15 protein-coding genes and 1 riboswitch are annotated in these 16,600 nt (G+C 76.0%); of the genes, 5 read left to right on the top strand and 10 right to left on the bottom strand.

Going from position 1 to position 16,600, the window contains the following annotated elements:
- Positions 1–29 precede the first annotated feature (29 nt).
- The 3 genes from MF406_RS17080 to thiM form a co-directional block, all read right to left on the bottom strand.
- On the bottom strand, positions 30–1,541 hold the full coding sequence (locus MF406_RS17080; RefSeq protein ID WP_242895799.1) for a bifunctional hydroxymethylpyrimidine kinase/phosphomethylpyrimidine kinase: 1,512 nt from the start codon (positions 1,539–1,541) through the stop codon (positions 30–32).
- Complete coding sequence (gene thiE, locus MF406_RS17085; RefSeq protein ID WP_242895800.1) at positions 1,538–2,191, bottom strand: thiamine phosphate synthase; 654 nt, start codon at positions 2,189–2,191, stop codon at positions 1,538–1,540. Before thiE ends, MF406_RS17080 begins: the two co-directional genes overlap by 4 nt.
- Positions 2,188–2,997 carry a hydroxyethylthiazole kinase gene (gene thiM / locus MF406_RS17090; RefSeq protein WP_242895801.1) on the bottom strand — a complete coding sequence of 270 codons (810 nt, stop codon included), beginning with the start codon at positions 2,995–2,997 and terminating at the stop codon, positions 2,188–2,190. The genes thiE and thiM overlap by 4 nt, the downstream gene beginning before the upstream one ends.
- Positions 2,989–3,080: riboswitch (TPP riboswitch) on the bottom strand. It overlaps the preceding gene by 9 nt.
- Positions 3,081–3,276: 196 nt before the next feature.
- On the opposite strand from thiM, the gene MF406_RS17095 reads away from it, so the two are divergent.
- Positions 3,277–3,537: a helix-turn-helix domain-containing protein gene (locus MF406_RS17095; RefSeq protein ID WP_242895802.1), complete on the top strand. Its 261-nt coding sequence runs from the start codon at positions 3,277–3,279 to the stop codon at positions 3,535–3,537.
- Positions 3,538–3,707: 170 nt separating this feature from the next.
- Here MF406_RS17095 and MF406_RS17100 read toward each other — a convergent pair whose 3' ends face one another.
- From MF406_RS17100 to MF406_RS17120, 5 genes are all read right to left on the bottom strand, one after another.
- Positions 3,708–3,929 (bottom strand): hypothetical protein, encoded by a 222-nt coding sequence (locus MF406_RS17100; protein ID WP_242895803.1) that lies wholly within the window; start codon positions 3,927–3,929, stop codon positions 3,708–3,710.
- Positions 3,926–4,378, bottom strand: coding sequence for a hypothetical protein (locus tag MF406_RS17105; RefSeq protein WP_242895804.1), 453 nt, complete (start codon positions 4,376–4,378; stop codon positions 3,926–3,928). The genes MF406_RS17100 and MF406_RS17105 overlap by 4 nt, the downstream gene beginning before the upstream one ends.
- A 230-nt stretch (positions 4,379–4,608) precedes the next feature.
- Positions 4,609–6,234: an NAD(P)/FAD-dependent oxidoreductase gene (locus MF406_RS17110; RefSeq protein WP_242895805.1), complete on the bottom strand. Its 1,626-nt coding sequence runs from the start codon at positions 6,232–6,234 to the stop codon at positions 4,609–4,611.
- Positions 6,235–6,429: 195 nt separating this feature from the next.
- Positions 6,430–8,550 carry an acyl-CoA dehydrogenase gene (locus MF406_RS17115; protein ID WP_371744678.1) on the bottom strand — a complete coding sequence of 707 codons (2,121 nt, stop codon included), beginning with the start codon at positions 8,548–8,550 and terminating at the stop codon, positions 6,430–6,432.
- A gap of 145 nt (positions 8,551–8,695) precedes the next feature.
- A complete protein-coding gene (locus MF406_RS17120) occupies positions 8,696–9,511 on the bottom strand; it encodes a TetR/AcrR family transcriptional regulator (protein WP_242895807.1) in 816 nt (271 codons plus the stop codon).
- A gap of 98 nt (positions 9,512–9,609) precedes the next feature.
- Between MF406_RS17120 and MF406_RS17125 the strand changes: the two genes are divergently transcribed.
- From MF406_RS17125 to MF406_RS17135, 3 genes are all read left to right on the top strand, one after another.
- Complete coding sequence (locus tag MF406_RS17125) at positions 9,610–10,950, top strand: acetyl-CoA C-acetyltransferase (protein ID WP_242895808.1); 1,341 nt, start codon at positions 9,610–9,612, stop codon at positions 10,948–10,950.
- Entirely contained in the window at positions 10,947–12,368 is a 1,422-nt protein-coding gene (locus MF406_RS17130) for a 3-oxoacyl-ACP reductase (RefSeq protein WP_242895809.1), read from the top strand. The genes MF406_RS17125 and MF406_RS17130 overlap by 4 nt, the downstream gene beginning before the upstream one ends.
- 98 nt (positions 12,369–12,466) lie before the next feature.
- Positions 12,467–13,510 carry a MaoC/PaaZ C-terminal domain-containing protein gene (locus tag MF406_RS17135; protein WP_242895810.1) on the top strand — a complete coding sequence of 348 codons (1,044 nt, stop codon included), beginning with the start codon at positions 12,467–12,469 and terminating at the stop codon, positions 13,508–13,510.
- A 218-nt stretch (positions 13,511–13,728) separates the two neighbouring features.
- Here the strand turns inward: MF406_RS17135 and MF406_RS17140 are convergent, their stop codons facing one another.
- Complete coding sequence (locus MF406_RS17140) at positions 13,729–14,304, bottom strand: DinB family protein (protein WP_242895811.1); 576 nt, start codon at positions 14,302–14,304, stop codon at positions 13,729–13,731.
- Between the two features lie 322 nt (positions 14,305–14,626).
- A complete protein-coding gene (locus MF406_RS17145; protein WP_242895812.1) occupies positions 14,627–15,292 on the bottom strand; it encodes a GPP34 family phosphoprotein in 666 nt (221 codons plus the stop codon).
- A gap of 183 nt (positions 15,293–15,475) precedes the next feature.
- On the opposite strand from MF406_RS17145, the gene ald reads away from it, so the two are divergent.
- Entirely contained in the window at positions 15,476–16,591 is a 1,116-nt protein-coding gene (gene ald / locus MF406_RS17150; RefSeq protein WP_242895813.1) for an alanine dehydrogenase, read from the top strand.
- The last annotated feature ends 9 nt before the right edge of the window (positions 16,592–16,600 follow it).

Here is a 16,600-nt window from a genome sequence, read left to right on the forward strand (position 1 = left end):
CGGGCCGCCCGTCCCGCCGCCGGCGGCCCTCAGCCCGCCTGCCCTCCCGAAGCGTCGAGCAGCGCCTGGGGCGCGGCGAAGAAGGCGTGCTCGTGGGCGGCCGAGAGCCGGAACGCCTCGCGCATCGCGGCCCTGGTGGCCTCGTCGGCCGCCGCGGCGGCGCGCGTGACGATGCCGACGGCGCGCTGGGTCGCGGCCGCGAACGCCTCGTCCGCGTACGTGTCGAGCCAGGGACGGTAGGGGTGCTCGGCGTGTGCGAGCAGGTGCAGCCGGGTCCCGACGTCGTGGTAGAGCCAGAAGCAGGGCAGCACCGCCGCGACCAGCACCCGGTAGTCCCCGCGGGCGGCCGCCGCGAGCAGGTGGTTCAGGTAGGCGGTCGTAGTGGCGCTCGGCTCCGCGGCGGCCATGGCGCCCGGCGGGAGCCACCGCTCGTGCAGCTGCAGCTCTCCCGCGATCGCCCCGTCGGCGCTCGCCGCCCAGAACGACTGCTCCTCGGCGGTGGGGGCGAGCCGGCTGGCCTCGGCGAGGACCCGGGAGTAGTCCCGCAGGTAGAGGGCGTCCTGGGTGAGGTACCAGCCGAACGCGGCCCGGTCGAGGGTGCCGTCGCCGAGCCCGCGGACGAACGGCAGCTCGTCGATGCCCGTCCGGAGGTCGCCGATGTGCTCCCACCAGCAGGTCGCGACCTCCTCCGGGGTGGGGCGGGTGGCGAGGCCGCCGCGCGCCCAGAGCCCGGCGAAGTGGCTCACCGGCCCGTGCCCGGAACCGACCTCGAGGTCGGCGCCGTGCCGGATGCTCTCAGTGAGCCAGCGCTTGGACTCCGCGGCCGCCGTCGCCCAGTCGCCGGAGGCGGGGTACCGGGTGGCGACGGCGGAGGAGAGGGAGCAGCCGGTGCCGTGCGTGCTGGTCGTGTCGACCCGGACGCCGGGGAACTCCACGACCCGGACCGCGGCGCCGGTGGCGTCGACGAGCGCGTCGGGCGAGCTGTCCCCCGCGAGGTGCCCGCCCTTGGCGAGCACCCGGGCGCGGTAGCGCGCCGAGACCCGGCCGGCCTGGGCCAGGACCGTCTGCCAGTCGGTCGCGGGCGGCTCCTCGGCGAGGATCGCCAGCTCAGGGACGTTCGGGGTGAGCAGGTGGGCGCCGGCGGCGAGGTCGCGCAGCGCGGTCTCGGCGTCCTGGTCGAGGAGGCGGTCGCCGCTGGTGGCGACCATGACCGGGTCGAGCACCACCACCGGCGGGCGCACCCGGTCCAGCCAGGCCCGCACCGTCTGGATGACCTCCGTCGTCGCGAGCATGCCGATCTTGACCGCGTCGATCTCGACGTCGTCCGACACCGCGTCCAGCTGCTCGGCGAGGAAGCGCACGGGCGGCACGTGCACCGAGCGCACTCCGCGGGTGTTCTGGGCGACCAGGGCGGTGACCACGGCCATGCCGTAGCCGCCGTTCGCGGCGATGCTCTTCAGGTCGGCCTGGATGCCCGCGCCGCCGGTCGGGTCGGTGCCGGCGATGCTCAGCACCCGCGGGACCCGCACCGGCCCCCTCACGCGGCCCCCTCCCACGCCACCCGCAGCTCGCGGGCCGCGGCCGCGGGGTCGGGTGCGGAGCAGATCGCCGAGACGACGGCGGCCCCGGCCGCCCCGGCGGCCCGGATCGCCGGCAGGTCGGCTGGCCGCACGCCGCCGATCGCGACGGCGGGCAGCCCGCTCGCGGCCACCAGCCGGGCGAGCTCCGGGTGGCCGAGCGGCGCCGGGGCGTCCTGCTTGGTGGCGGTGGCGTGCAGCGCACCGATGCCGACGTAGTCGACCCGTGCGGGGCTGGCCGCGGCGGCCGCCAGCTGCTTGTCGGTGGCGGCGCTCAGCCCGAGGGTCGCGTCCGCGCCGATCATCGCGCGCACCGCGTCCACCGGGAGGTCCGCCTGCCCCACGTGCACCCCGGCGACCGGGGCACCCGCGGCTCGGGCGGCGAGGAACACGTCCACCCGGTCGTTGACGAGGATGGCCACCGGCGGCGGGACGACGTCGGCCACGCGCAGCACCGTGTCGAGGAACGCCCGCGCGGGGGCATCCTTCTCCCGCACCTGCACCGCCGTCACCCCGCCGTCGACCGCGGCGCGCACCAGCTCGACCACGTCGTGACCGGCCGCCGCGGCGAGGCGGGAGTCCGTCACCAGGTACAGCGACAGGTCGGTGCTCACGAGATCGCCGCCCGGTCGCGGACCGCGTCCGCGTCGACGGCGGCGAGCGCGTCGAGGAACGCGACGCCGAAGCTCCCGGGACCGGTCGCGCGGGCCGCGGCGAGCTCGGCGGCGACCGTGTAGACGGTGACCGCGGCGACCGTGGTGGCGAACCTGTCCGCGTCGACGGCGGCGAAGGCGGCCATCACCGCGCCGAGGGCGCACCCGCCGCCGGTGATCCGCGTGAGCAGCGCGTCGCCGTTGGCGATCCGGACCAGGTCCCGCCCGTCGGTGACGACGTCGACCGGCCCGGAGATCGCGACGACTCCCCCGGTGGTCTGCGCGAGCGAGCGGGCGGGCGCCACGGCTGCGTCCACGCCGTCGGACGCGTCGACGCCGCGGCCGCCCGCACCCGAGCCGGTCACCGCGATGATCTCGGACGCGTTGCCCCGCACCACGGTGGGGCACAGGTCCCGCAGGGTGTGGCCGAGCGGCGTGCGGACGGGCAGCGAGCCGACCGCGACCGGGTCGAGCACCCACGGCGTCCCCGCCTCGTTCGCCGCCGTCACCGCCTCGAGCATCGCCTCCCGCTCCTCGGCGGCCGGGGTCCCCAGGTTCACGAGCAGCCCCGAGGCGACCCGCGCGAACGGGCCGGCCTCCCCCGGGATGTCCACCATCGCGGCCGCGGCCCCGAGCGCGAGCAGCGCGTTGGCGGTGAAGTTCATCACCACGCCGTTGGTGATGGAGTGCACGAGGGGCGCCTGGGCGCGCACCCCGTCCAGCGCCGAGCAGGTGAAGTCGATGAGGTCTTCTGGCGTGCGCGTCATGCGCGACATCCCTTCGCTAGTACGAACTAGATCAGGTTCGACGGGTGTGATCTCAGCCCCGCGGGGCACCCCGTGTCGGTGGTCGTCGCCCACGCTACCCGCTATTCCCGGCCGGGGCGGGCACGCCGTCACGCCCGCTGGCGGGGACGTTGGCGACGCCGAGGAGGTCCTGGCTGACCTGCCGGGCAACACATGGGGACCGGGTGTAACCGCTCGTGCACCCCTGACAGGGGTTACCGTTCTTGCACATCCAGCCAATGTGCACGTACGATCACCTGCATGGCCGACATCGCGTTCACCACACCCGCCCAGATCGGGGCGGCGATCCGCGGCGCCCGCACGCGCGAGGGACTCACCCAGAACCAGCTCGCCGAGCGCGCCGGCGTCAGTCGCCGATGGCTCATCACGCTCGAGCGCGGGCAGGGGCAACGGGCCGAGCTCGGCAAGGTCCTCGACACCCTCGACGCGCTCGGTCTGGACCTCACCGTCACACCGCAGCGTCGCAACAGCGAGCTCTCCGACCTCCTGGAGGACCTGTGAGCAGCCGCTACCTGGCCGTGCTGCTGTACGGACAGCACGTTGCAGGTCTCGAGCAGACCCGAGGCGGCCAGCACGTGCTGCGCTGCCGCGACGTGCATGCCGCGGCCTGAGCTGCCGCAGAGAGGGACCGCACCCCAACGCGGGTGCGGTCCCTCTCGGGGTCGTCTTCGCTAGGCGCTCTTGCGCGCCCGCCGCTTGCGCTCCGAGCGCGTCATCCGCCTGGGCTTCGCCTCAAAATCCCCCGTGACGTCGCTGCCGAAGTCCTTCCCGAACCTCTCCTCGAAACGCCGGCGGAGGATCGCCACCAGCTCGCGCTCCTCGGGAGTGATCGGGTCGGCCTCGCCTGCGGCGATCGCTCGGGCGAAGGCGCTCGGCCACTTCTTCTCCGTCACGACCACCACCTCCTCCGCTCATTCTTCGCTGTCGGACTGCTGCTGTCTACGTCATCGTCGCCTACGACGGCTTCCGTCACGGCGACCACCATCTCTGCCTCGACCGCAGTGGCTTCGCCGGCCAGAGCGATGAGCGCCCGCAGCGCGATCACTCGATCGATCTCCTTCTTGGACCGGGCCAGGTTCATCGCCCACTCCGCTCGGTCCCACCACTCCTGACGCTCGGCGCCGCGTCGGGCTGTCTTGGTGGCGGTCCTGGCCGCGCCGTAGGCGACGCCGGCGCCGGCGAGGGCGAACACGCCGGCCGCTGGCGGCCCGGCCCAGAAGGCGCGCCAGAAGGGGTCGTCCAGGACGAACGGCGGGAGGAACCCGCGGCCGATCGCGCCCGCCGCTATGCCGGCGAGGGCGGCGATGACCAATCGCCACGATCGTGACCACGAGGCGCTCACCTGATCAGTCCGCCCCGCTGTGCCCTGACAGCCGCACCACTGCATGGCGGCGCGAGAGGGAGGGCCTCCGCGCGCTCGCGCGCGCCGCGCTCGGCGATCTGCCCGCCCGCGATCAGCACGACCCGTCGTCTGCCCTCGACCGCTTCTTCGGTCCGGTCGGTTTCCACAGCCATGACCGGACCAGGACCTCGGCGAACACCGGCTCGATCGGTCCTGACGGCCCTGCCTGGTCAGCGGGCGCGGTCGGCCTCGAGCAGCCGCAACCACACCTCGCTCACCGTGGGGTAGGCGGGCACGGCGTGCCAGAGCCGGCCGAGCGGCACCTCCCCCACGACGGCGACCGTCGCCGCGTGCAGCATCTCCACCACCTCCTGGCCGACGAAGGTCGCGCCGAGCACGACGTCCCGCTCGTCGTCGATGACGAGCTGCGCCCACCCGGCGTAGCCGTCGGCCAGCACCGCCGCGCCGGCCACGGCACCGATGTCCTGCTCGACGGTGCGGACGGCGATCCCCCGCTCGCGGGCCGCCTCCGCGGTCAGCCCCACCTGCGCGACGCCCGGGTCGGTGAAGACGGTCTGGGTCACGGCCGTGTCCAGGGAGTCGGCGGACCAGGGGCTCCACCGGGGCGGGGCCTGGTCCGCGTGGGCCCAGGCAGGCGGGCGTGCAGGGTCCGGCGCCCAGCGCGGCTTGCCGTCCGGGTGGCCGGCCCCGCCGTCCGGCTTGTCGTCCCGGCCGCCGGCCCCGGCATCGTCCCGGTGGCCCGCGTCGCCGTCGTCCGGCTTGCTCTCCTGGCCGCCGGCTCGGCCGTCGGCGCCGGGCCCCTGCCCGGCCGCGGCCCGGGCGACGATGGCGTCCCCGACGACGCGGGCGGCGTACTTGCCCATGTGGGTCAGCGGCGCGTGCCCGGTGACGTCGCCGGCGGCGTAGAGCCACTGCCCGGGCACCCCGGTGACCAAGCCGGTCTCGTCCACCTCCAGCGCGGCGCCGTCGCCCGGGTCCTCACCGACGCTCGCCAGCCCCAGCCCGGCCGTGCGCGGGCGGCGCCCGGTGGCCACCAGCAGCTCGTCCCCGACCACCGACCCGCCGTCGGCCAGGTGCACGACGACCGGGCCGCCGTCGCCCTCCGGCCGGGCGACCCGCTGGACGGCGGCGCCGGCGTGGACGTCGACGCCGTCGCCGGCCAGGGCGGCGGTGACCGCCTGGCCGACCGGCTCGGGCAGCGCGGCCAGCACGGTGGACCGGGCCAGGACGGTGACCTGGGCGCCGAGGCGGGCGTAGGCCTGGGCCAGCTCGGTGCCGGCGGCGCCGGCACCGATGACGAGGAGCCGGTCGGGCACCTCGTCCGCCGCGGTCGCCTCGCGGGTGGTCCAGTACCGGATGCCGTTAAGGCCCTCGATCGGCGGGACGGCCGGCTCGGAGCCGGTGGCGAGCACGACGGCGTGCCGGGCGGTGAGCTCACGCTCCGGGCCGCCGTCGGTCCCGGTGAACGCCACCCGCCGCTCGCCGGCAAGCCGGGCCCGCCCGCGGATCAGGTCCAGGCCGGCACCCTCGGCCCACTGGACCTGGCTGCCGTCGTCCCAGTCGTGGGTGAAGGAGGTGCGCCGGCGGAGCACGCCGGGCACGTCGAGCTGGCCGGTGACGGCGGCCGCGGCGCCCTCGACCCGGCGGGCCGCGGCGAGCGCCGCGGGCGGGCGGAGCAACGCCTTGGAGGGCATGCACGCGTAGTAGGAGCACTCCCCGCCGACGAGCGCCTCCTCCACCAGCGCCACCCGCAGGCCGCCGCGGTGGGCGTAGTCGGCGGCGTTCTCCCCGGTCGAGCCGCCACCGATCACGATGACGTCGTAGTCCTCAGCCATACCTCAGGGTCGGGGCCGGGCGCGGGCGCCGCAACCAGAGCCGGGGGTGGGCGGCGGGACGCCGACCCGGCCGGGACTGCCCGACGGCGACCGGCCCGGCGGACGCCGTCGGGAGAACGATCCGGCGGCACCGCCGTCGGGAGACCGACCCGGCACCGCCGTCGGGACGTTGGTGCCGCCGCCGACCAGGCCGGGTCAGCCGGCGGCCGGCGCCGCCGCGCCGGCCCGCTCGGCGTTGGCGCGCAGCTCCTTCTCGTTGACCGGCTCCAGCCCGGCCGCGCGCTGGCGGCGGGCGTACTCGCGGGCCTCCCGCTGCCGCTCGGCCTCCACGTCGGTGGCGATGGTGGCCCGCAGGTGCTCGGGCCCGTAGCCGAAGGCGTCGACGAGGTCCTGGGCGTGCGGCCGCAGCCGGGCCAGCAGCCGGTCGACGTAGCTCGTCACGGTCTTGGCCCGCTGGGCCGAGATCCGCCCGTTCATCAGGTACCAGGCCAGGTTCTGCTCGATGAGGGTCAGCCCGTACAGGTCCCGCACGGTGGTGAGGACCTCGCGGGTGCGCTCGTCGCGGATGGTGGGCAGGGCGGCGGTGAACGCCTCCCACTGGAGCAGCTCGGCGTGCGCGCGGGCCGCCTCGATCAGCGCGTGCTGGTGGGCGTTGAACAGGTCGGCGGCCTGGGCCGGGGAGGCGTCCCGGGCCGGGCGCAGCGCCGTTGCGATCTCGGCGACCATCGCCTCCACCCGGTCCTCGAGCAGCTCGCGCTGGGTGTCGGCCGCCCGCAGGTGCCCGGCGGACCGGGCCCGGGAGCCGGTGTCCCGGATGGACTGGGCGGCGCGGCGCAGCGGGGTGCGGTGCAGGGTCATGTCGGCGGCCCGGGCGGCGACGTACCGGGCGGCGCCGGCGATGTCGATCTTGGCCAGGCCCCGGCCGTAGTCGGTGAGCAGGCGCTTACCGACGAGCTGGAGGAGAACGTTGTTGTCGCCCTCGAAGGTGACGTAGACGTCCATGTCCTGGCGCAGCCCGACCAGGCGGTTCTCCGCCATGAACCCCGCCCCGCCGGACGCCTCGCGGGCCTCCTGCAGGGTCTGCAGGGCCAGCCAGGTGTTCAGCGGCTTGGCCGCGGCGGCCAGGGTCTCCAGGTCCTGGCGGTCCTCGTCGGTGTCGTGCGCGCCGGAGAAGACGTCGTGGAAGCGGTCCAGGAGCTCGTGCTGGGCGAAGGCGGCGGCGTAGGTCCGGGCCAGCAGCGGCAGCAGCCGCCGCTGGTGCTGCTGGTAGTCCATCAGCACGACCTCCTCGCGGTCGTCCCCGCCGGTGAACTGGCGGCGCTGGTTGCCGTAGCTGATCGCGATGGCGAGCGCCATCTTGGCCACCACGACGCCGGCCCCGGAGAGGGAGACCCGGCCCTGGACGAGGGTGCCGAGCATGGTGAAGAACCGCCGGCCCGGGCTGGCGATGGGCGAGCTGTAGGTGCCGTCCGGGGCGACGTCGCCGTAGCGGCTGAGCAGGTTGGTGCGGGGCACCCGGACGTGGTCGAACCACAGCCGGCCGTTGTCCACCCCGTTCAGGCCGCCCTTGAGGCCGTCGTCGGACGCGCCGACGCCGGGCAGCAGGTGCAGCTGCCCGTCCGGGCCGGTCTCGCGGACGGGGACGAAGAAGGCGTGCACGCCGTGGTTCACCCCGCCCGTGATGAGCTGGGCGAAGACGACGGCGGCCACGCCGTGCAGGGCGGCGTTGCCGAGGTACTCCTTGCGGGCCGCCGTCGTCGGGGTGTGGATGACGAACTCCTCGGTGGCCGGGTCGTACGTCGCGGTGGTGGCGAGGGAGGCGACGTCGGAGCCGTGCCCGACCTCGGTCATCGCGAACACGCCGGGCAGGGTCAGGTCGAGCGCGCCAGGGAGCCAGCGCCGGTGGTGCTCGGCGGTGCCCAGGTGCAGGATCGCCGAGCCGAACAGCCCCCACTGCACCCCGCCCTTGATCTGCAGGGACGGGTCGAGGACGGCGAGCTCCTCGAAGCCGGCGAGGTTGCCGCCCGGGTCGTCGGAGCCGCCCAGCTCGGTGGGGTAGGCGCGGTGGACGACGCCGCGCGCGGCGAGGACCTTGGCCTGCTCCAGGACCCGCTCGCGGTGCTCGGCCATGGGCAGGCCCTCGATCTTCTGCAGCGCGGGGTCGCTGGCGAGGTCCCGGGCCGCCCGGCGCACCTGCCACCACCGCCCGTCGAGGGCCTTGCCGAGGGCGGCGACGTCGACGCCGTCCGTCGCGGCGGCGCTGGCCGGGGTGGTGGCCGAGTGGCTGGTGGTGGGTTCGAGGGTGCTGGTCACGATCTCTCCGGTTCGCGTCGTCGTCGGCTCGGGTGGGCCGTGGGTGCTGGGTGCTGCGGTGTGGTCGGTGGTTGGTCCGGGTGTGCCCGCTGCGGTGGTTCGCGGTGCGGTGGTCTGTCGTCGGGGCGTCTGTCGGTGGTCGGTGGGCTCAGGTGAGCCGGAGCCGGGAGCGGCGGGTCACGCCGACCGCGCCGTCCCAGAGCCAGTTGGTCAGGTGGTCGGCGACCTGCCGTCGGTCCATCGCGGCCACGGCCGCGCCGACCGCGTCGCCCGGCCCGCCGCCGTCGCCTGGCCCGGCGGCGTCCCCCGGCCCCTCGGCAGCCGCCTCGCGGTCGTCCACCCACCGCTCCGCGGCGCCCTGGACCAGCCCGACGACCCCCGCGGCCCACAGGTGGGCGGCGGCGAGGGTGGCGGCGTCCGGCGGGCCGTCGGCCGGGCCGCGGAGCGCGGGCAGCAGGGAGTCGACGACGAGGTCGGCCACCTCGGCGACGAAGCCGCGGAGCACGTTCGCCGCGGCGCCGGTGCGGGTGACGAAGCGGTAGACGTGCGGGGAGGAGTCCACCGTCTCCAGGTAGACCTCGACCATGGCGGAGATCCGCTCGCGGGGCCCGCTCGCAGCGGCCGCCGCATCCTCCAGCGCCTGGCCCATCTGGGCCAGCACGGCCTGGCCGACGGCTGCCTGCAGGCCCGCCTTGTCGGAGAAGTAGCGGTACAGGATGGACTTGGAGGTGCCGGTCTCGGCGGCGATCTCCTCCATCGGCACGTCCGGCCCGCGGTGGTGCACGACCCGGGTCGCGGCGCGGACGAGCTCGGCGCGGCGCGAGCTGCGGTGGTCCGCCCACCGGGTCGACCGGCCGTCCGCGGAGCCGGGGCGGTCGGCCCAGCGCACCCGGCCGCCGTCGGCAGCAGCCGGGGCGGCGCCGTCGGCCGGGCCAACCCCGGGCCGTTCCGTGATCGGTATCACGATACCGAGAGTATCAGGTACTGTGGGTACCGCAATGGTGCCGTTCCGGTCCATGACCAAGGTCCCGGCGCCGAGACCCCTCGCCAGGAGGACGAGAAGTGACGTCTGCTCCCCCCGCCCCGACCGTCCGCCGCGCGGCGGTCGTCGGCGCCAACCGCATCCCCTTCGCCAAGGCCGGCAGCCGGTACGCCGGCGCCACGAACCTGGACATGCTCACCGTCGCCCTGGAGGGCCTGGTCGCCCGCCACGGCCTGGCCGGCGAGCGGCTGGACGAGGTGTCGGCCGGCGCGGTGCTCAAGCACCCCAAGGACTTCAACCTCGCCCGCGAGGCGGTGCTCGGGTCCTCCCTGGACCCCCGCACGCCCGCCTACGACGTCCAGCGCGCCTGCGGCACCGGCATGGAGGCCGTCGTCGGCGTCGCCAACAAGATCGCCCTCGGCCAGGCCGAGGTCGGCGTCGGCGGCGGGACGGACTCCACCTCCGACGCCCCGGTCGTCGTCTCCGACCGGCTGCGCAAGGCCCTGCTCACCGCCTCCCGGGCCAAGACCCTGCAGGACCGGGTCAAGGCGTTCGCCGCCCTGCGCCCGCGGGACCTCAAGCCGATCGCCCCCGGCGTCGCCGAGCCGCGCACCGGGCTGAGCATGGGCGAGCACCAGGCGCTGACCACCGCCCGCTGGGGCATCAGCCGGGAGGACCAGGACGCCCTCGCCCTCGCCTCCCACCAGCGGCTCGCCGCCGCCTACGACCGCGGCTTCTTCACCGACCTGGTCACCCCCTACCGCGGGCTGACCCGGGACGAGTCGCTGCGCGCGGACACCTCGATGGAGAAGCTCGCCAAGCTCAAGCCGGTCTTCGGCACGGCCACCGCCCGCCCGGACGGCCCCGCGCCGTCGATGACCGCCGGGAACTCCACCCCGCTGTCCGACGGCGCCTCGGTGGTCCTGCTCTCCTCCGACGAGTGGGCGGCCGGCCGGGGCCTGCCGGTCCTCGCCCACGTCGTCGACGCCCAGGCGGCCGCGGTGGACTTCGTCACCGGCGAGGAGGGCCTGCTCATGGGCGGCGTCTACGCCATCCCCCGGCTGCTGGACCGCCACGGCATGACGCTGGCCGACTTCGACCTCGTCGAGATCCACGAGGCCTTCGCGTCCACCGTGCTGGCCAACCTGGCGGCGCTGGCGGACGAGGACTTCTGCCGCAGCAAGCTGGGGCGGGACCGCGCGCTGGGCACGGTGGACCGGGACCGGCTCAACGTCACCGGGTCCTCCCTCGCCGCCGGCCACCCCTTCGCCGCCACCGGCGGCCGGATCGTCGGGACGCTGGCTAAGCTGCTGCACGAGCGCGGGGAGTCCGAGGTCCGCCCCGGCCAGCCGGCCCGCGGCCTGATCTCGGTCTGCGCCGCCGGCGGGCAGGTCGTCACCATGATCCTGGAGGCGGCGTGACCGACACCTACCTCGAGCTCGTCAATTCCGGGCCGACCGCCACCCTGGCCAAGAGGCTCGGCCTGCCCCGCCCGGCCCGGCTGCGGCGTACCGACCCGGCGGCGGTGGACGTCCCGCTGACCCCCGGCCCGGTCCTGGTCCTGTCCGACGACGCCGCCACCGGCGACGCCGACACGGTGGCCGAGGGGCTGCTCGGGTGGGACCTGGACGTGCGGCGGGACACCCGCCTCGGCCAGCACGACCGGTGGGGCGCCGTCGTCCTCGTGCTCACCGGGCTGAGCCACCCGGACCAGCTCGCCGGCCCCGCGCTCACGCTCGGCTCGGTGCTGCGCCGGCTGGCCCCGGGGGCACGGGTGATCACGCTGTCCCGCCCGGCCGCCGGGGCGGGGGTGCACGGCGGGCCGGCCGCCGGTGGGGCGGGCGCCGCCGCCACCGACGCGGGCGCGATCGCCACCGCCGCGGCCCGGCACGCCGTGGACGGCTTCCTGCGCTCGGTCGCCAAGGAGCTGCGCGGCGGCGCCACCGCCAACGGCCTCGTCCTGGCCGACGGCGTGGGCGTGGCCAGCCCCTCGGCGCGCGGGGGGCTGCGGTTCTTCCTCTCGGCCCGCTCGGCGTTCGTCGACGGCCAGCTCCTCCCGGTCGGCGCCGGCGGCGGCCGCGAGCCGGACAGCTGGGTGCGCCCGCTGGCCGGCACGGTGGCCGCGGTGACCGGCGCGGCCCGGGGCATCGGGGCCGCCGTCGCCCGGGTGCTGGCCCGCGACGGCGCGACCGTGGTCGGGATCGACGTGCCGGCGGCCGGGGACTCGCTGACCGCCGTCATGAACGAGGTGCGCGGCACCGCCCTGCTGCTCGACGTCACCGCCGAGGACGCCGCCGAGCGCATCCTCGGCGCCGCCCGGGCGCGGTACGGGCACCTGGACATCGTCGTGCACAACGCCGGCATCCTGCGGGACAAGCTGCTGGCGAACATGACGCCGGAGAAGCTCGAGGGGCTGCTCAAGGTCAACCTCGACGCGCCGCTGCGGATGAACGAGACCTTCGCCGCGCCGGGCGCCCTCGGCGGGGACGGGGCGGCGCCGCGGATCATCTCCCTCGCCTCCACCTCCGGCATCGCCGGCAACCGCGGGCAGACCAACTACGCGGCGGCCAAGGCGGGGATCATCGGGATGACCCGGGCGCTGGCCGGAACCATCCCGGGCGGGACGGTCAACGCGGTCGCGCCGGGGTTCATCGAGACCGACATGACCGCCTCCATCCCGCCGGTGCCGCGGCAGGTCTCCCGGCGCACCAGCTCCTTGCAGCAGGGCGGGCAGCCGGTGGACGTGGCCGAGGCCATCGCCTTCCTCGCGTCCCCGCAGGCAGGCGGGATCGACGGGCAGGTGCTCCGGGTGTGCGGGCAGCTGCTGGTGGGCCAGTGAGCGCCGGCGGGCAGCCCGAGCGGGGCGGGCCGGAGCCGGGTCGCGGACCGGGGCGCGGCCGGCTCGGGCCGCGCCGGCCGCTCCGGCGGGCGGCGCCGGTGCCGACGGACGTTGCCGCCGCCCCGGCAGGCCCACCCGGGCCGCCCGGGGCGGCGGACGCGGACGCGGCCGGGGCGCGGGGCGGCGGGGCCGCGGTGGTCGGGGCGGTCGGGGCGCCGGCCGGGTACCGCGAGCAGGTGCTGCCCACCATGCCGTCCCTCGGGCGGCTGTACACCCGGGCGGTGGGCCGCACCCGCAGCCTGGTGCTGGCCCGCCGCTCGGTGCTCGCCGGCGGCGGGCTGCCGCCGGTGGTGCTGCGGGTCGACGGCGTCCGGGCGGACCCGGCGCAGCTCGCCGACTACCAGCACCTCCTCGGCGAGCCCGGCACCGACGTCCTGCCCGCCGGGTACGTCCACGTCCTGGCCTTCCCGCTCGCGATGGCCGTGCTCGTCCGGGAGGACTTCCCGCTGCCGGCGCTGGGCATGGTGCACGTCGCCAACCACGTGCAGGTGCTCCGCCAGACCCGCCTGGGCGAGACGTTCACCGTGCGGGCCTGGGCGCAGGACGCCCGGCAGCACGCCCGGGGCACCGAGGTGGACCTCGTCGTCGCCGTCACCGCCGGCCCCGGCGCCGGGGAGCTGGTCTGGCGGGGGGTGTCCACCTACCTCGCCAAGGGCCGCCCGCCGGCCGGCCTGGCCGTCGGCCCGGCCCGCGAGCGGCCCGAGCCGCCCGCGCTGCCGGCGGTCCCGACGGCGCAGTGGCGGCTGGGCGCCGACGTCGGCAAGCGGTACGCCGCGGTCTCCGGTGACCGCAACCCGATCCACGTCTCGCGCCTCGGCGCCCGGATGTTCGGCTTCCCCCGCCCGATCGCGCACGGCATGTACACCGCCGCGCGGGCGCTGGCGGCGACCGGCGCCGGTCGCCAGGGGCGGTTCACCTGGACCGCGACGTTCGCCACGCCGGTGCTGCTGCCCGCCACGGTCGCGTTCGGAACCGACGGGCAGCGCTACGCGGCGTGGGACCCGCGCTCGGGCAAGCCGCACCTGCAGGGCGCCGTCCGGCCCGGCGTCGCCGAGCCACCGACGGCGGCACCCGTCCCCTGACGGCCGGGTCGGCGTCAGGTGACGCCGACTTTTCCACCGCCGCTGTCCACAGGGTTGTGCACATACGCACAACCGCGCGGGTGCGGGTGTGGACGGCCGCTGCCGGGGCGGACGGGGCCGGCAGAACAGCCCTTCTCGGCGCGCGCCCGGGCAGCGTCCGCCCGGGTAGACCCCGCCAGGGGAGGCCCCGCCCGGCAGCCCCGTCCCGCCGGCTCTGCCTACCCGGCAGCGCCCTCGGCGACCCGCCGCAGGCGGGCGACGTAGTCCTCCCACCACTGCCGGTCGACGTCGGGCAGGTTGCTCACGCCCACGCGCAGGCCGACAGCGCCGTCGAGCTGCTCGCGGAGGATGTCGGCATGCCCGGCGTGGCGGGCGGTGTCCGCGATGACGTGGACGAGGACCCGGTGCAGGGTGACGTCCCCCTGGCGCCACCAGGGGACCCGCCCGGGCGCGTCGAGGTCGAGGGCGGCGATGGTCGCGTCCGCGTGCGCCCAGGCCCGGCGGTACAGGTCGGTCACGTACTCCACCGACTCCTCCGCCGTCGCCCACATGTCCGCGTTGGCCTCCGCGTCGTCGGCCAGCCACGGCAGCGCCACCGGGCTGGGACGCCCGAAGGTGTCCCCGAAGTAGCCGAGCTCGACGCCGGCGAGGTGCTTGACCAGGCCGAGCAGGTTGGTGCCGGTCGGCGTGCGGGGCCAGCGCAGGTCCCGCTCCGAGAGGCCCTCGAGCTTCCACAGCATGGCGTCGCGCGAGCTCTGCAGGTAGCCGTGCAGCATGTCCTTCGCGTCGGTCATCGTCGCTCCTTGCGATGTCGGGCTCGGCGGGGACTCGGGCGGGCCGAGTATGGCAGCCACTCCCGACGCGTCACGGTCTTCTCGTGGTCTGTCAGCGGCCCCACGAGCCGGACTGGGCAGGTTCCGGCCTGGGGCAGAGGATGGCCCGGGTCGGCAGCAGTGCCATCGTCGGCACGACGGACGCACCGCTCCCGCGGGCGCTCGGCGGATGCCCGACGTCGCCGTCGCCGACCTCGACCGGAGCTGCGTCGAGCAGGTGCGCCGAGGCGCTGAGGCCGGGGAGCCGCGAGCAGGTGCGCCGAGGCGCTGAGGTGCGACCGCGCTACCGAAGGACGATCTGCTGGACGACGGTGGTGAGGAGCTGGTTGACGACGACGTGGGTGGCGGCATCGGTGAACCCGGCGCCGCTGACCGGGGTCTCACCGCTGGCGACAGCGTCCATCGGTGCGGTGTCGACGCCGGGGAACAGCCGGGCGGCGACGTGCCCGGCGGCGAGGAGCAGCGCGGTCCGCCCGAACGCGGTCGAGAGGTCCCCGGTCTCCAGCGCCTCCTGCACCCGGGCGCGCACGGCGTCTCGGAAGTCGGTGTCGAGGGCGGGGAAGCGGTAGCCGAAGTCCATCTTGAGCAGCGTGTTCTTCGTGCTCGCGACCCGGCCCTCGGCGACGAGGTCCGCGGCGACGGCGTGGGGCAGGGGCCGCAGCCCGTCGGTGATCGCCCACAGGGCGTCGGGCAGGCGCCCGTCCAGCCGCTCGCCGAGCGCGAGCGCGGCGCGTTCGTACCCGCGCGCTGCCTCCGGCGAACCGCCGGCGACGCGGGCCACCCGCCCCTCCCCCATCGTCACCAGGCCGTGGTCGGCCAGGTCGAGGAGGACGGCGGCCGGCAGCAGCGTGTGCAGCGCTCCTGCGGTGTCGTACCCCTTCTTCGGCTCGCTCGCCACGACGAGCAGGGCCTCCGCGCTTCCGACGTCGAGCCCGCGGGTGGGTGGCATGTGGTGACCTTCCGATGTCGCTCGGCAATTACGGACTATGGTCTGCGCCACAACCCTCGACGGCAACCGGGAACCGGCGGAGCACCGGCACCTCCGACCCGGCGTCGCGCCGTTCCGGACGCCCACCTGCCGCCGTCGCCCTAGACTCCGCAGGGTCGGTCCCCCGCACGAGGATGTGGTCACATGAGGGTCGCGGTGCCCCGCGAGGTCAAGGACTCCGAGCGGCGCGTCGCCGTCACCCCGGCCGGCGTCCACGAGCTGGTCCGGTCCGGCCACGAGGTGCTCGTCGAGGCCGGCGCCGGCATCGGCTCGGCCATCACCGACGAGGACTACGCGGCGGCCGGGGCCCGCATCCTGGCCGACGCCGCCGACGTCTGGGCCGCCGGCGAGCTCGTCCTGAAGGTCAAGGAGCCGGTCCCGGCGGAGTTCGACCACCTCCGGCCCGGCCTGTGCCTGTTCACCTACCTCCACCTCGCCGCCGACCCGGCGCTCACCCACGAGCTGCTCCGCCGCCAGGTCACCGCGATCGCTTACGAGACCGTCCAGCTCCCCGGCGGCGCCCTGCCGCTGCTCGCGCCGATGAGCGAGGTCGCCGGCCGGCTGGCGCCGATGGTCGGCGCGCACACCCTGATGAGCGCCCAGGGCGGGCGGGGGGTGCTGCTCGGCGGGGTGTCCGGGGTGTACGCCGCCAAGGTCGTCGTGCTGGGCGCCGGGGTGGCCGGGATGAACGCCGCCGCCATCGCCCTGGGCATGCAGGCGGAGGTGCTGCTGCTGGACAAGGACATCGCCAAGCTCCGGCACGCCGACGCCATCTACCAGGGGCACTGCCAGACCGTGGCGTCCAACTCCTACGAGGTGGCCCGCGCCGTCGCCGACGCCGACCTGGTGATCGGCGCCGTCCTGGTGCCCGGCGGGCGGGCCCCCACCCTGGTCGACGACGAGCAGGTGGCCCGGATGAAGCCGGGCAGCGTCGTCGTGGACATCTCGGTGGACCAGGGCGGCTGCTTCGAGTCGTCGCGGCCCACCACCCACTCCGAGCCGACCTACCGCGTGCACGAGACCGAGTTCTACTGCGTGTCCAACATGCCCGGCGCGGTGCCGCACACCGCCACCTACGCCCTGACCAACGTCACCATGCCCTACGCGGTGGCCCTCGCCGACCACGGGTGGCAGGCGGCGATGCGCGCGGACCCGGCGCTGGCCGCCGGGCTGAACACCACCGACGGCGCGGTGGTGTGCGCGCCGGTGGCCGCCGCGCACGACCTGCCGGTCACCCCGCTGGCCGAGGTGCTGGGCTGACCGCCGCCC

This window comes from Georgenia sp. TF02-10, assembly GCF_022759505.1.
In the GTDB taxonomy this organism is placed as follows: Bacteria; Actinomycetota; Actinomycetes; order Actinomycetales; family Actinomycetaceae; genus TF02-10.